Source organism: Roseomonas acroporae (assembly GCF_023223525.1).
GTDB classification, from domain to species: Bacteria; Pseudomonadota; Alphaproteobacteria; order Acetobacterales; family Acetobacteraceae; genus Roseomonas_E; species Roseomonas_E acroporae.
In genome coordinates this window covers 1-474 of sequence record NZ_JALPRX010000230.1, presented here as the reverse complement: position 1 = coordinate 474, position 474 = coordinate 1, and the positions used below count along the sequence as shown (strand labels likewise).

Annotated in this window: 2 protein-coding genes; both read left to right on the top strand. The window is 74.3% G+C overall.

All coding sequences use genetic code 11. From position 1 onward, the window contains the following. A partial coding sequence (locus M0638_RS28180; protein WP_248670276.1) for a helix-turn-helix domain-containing protein occupies window positions 1-232 on the top strand: 232 nt, incomplete at its 5' end. Beyond that, complete coding sequence (locus M0638_RS28175) at window positions 232-411, top strand: hypothetical protein (protein ID WP_248670275.1); 180 nt, start codon at window positions 232-234, stop codon at window positions 409-411. The genes M0638_RS28180 and M0638_RS28175, both read left to right, overlap by 1 nt. Window positions 412-474 lie beyond the last annotated feature (63 nt).

The following is a 474-nucleotide window of genomic DNA, read 5'->3' as shown; positions in this document are numbered from 1 at the left end:
GAGCCTGATCCCCGTCATCGTCCACCCGCTCGACGTCGCCGGCCGTCTCCGCAGCGCCGTCCGCGCCGCCGGCAGCCAGAAGGCGTTCGCGGCGCTGTGCGGCGTCTCGCCGCAATACGTCTGCGACGTGCTGGCCGCTCGGCGCGAGCCGGGTCCCGCGCTGCTGGCAGCGGTCGGCGTGCGGCGCGTCGTCCAGTACGTCGAAAAGGGTACTGGCGAGGCGCAAGGCTGATGCGCCGCACCGGGTGGGAATGCGCCGCGTCGCTGCTGTCGGACTTCACCGACCGCCTGACGCCGCGCACCTACGCCATGTGCCTCGCCGCCTACCGCGCCGGGCCGGACGCCATCTGCGTTCGCCGGGCCCGGCGCGTCCACCGGCTGTACGGCAGGCTGGTGGAGCCCCGCCAGTGATGCCGCGCAGTCCCCAAACGAACAGCGCCCGAGCCCCTGGCAGGGGGATCGGGCGCCTATCCG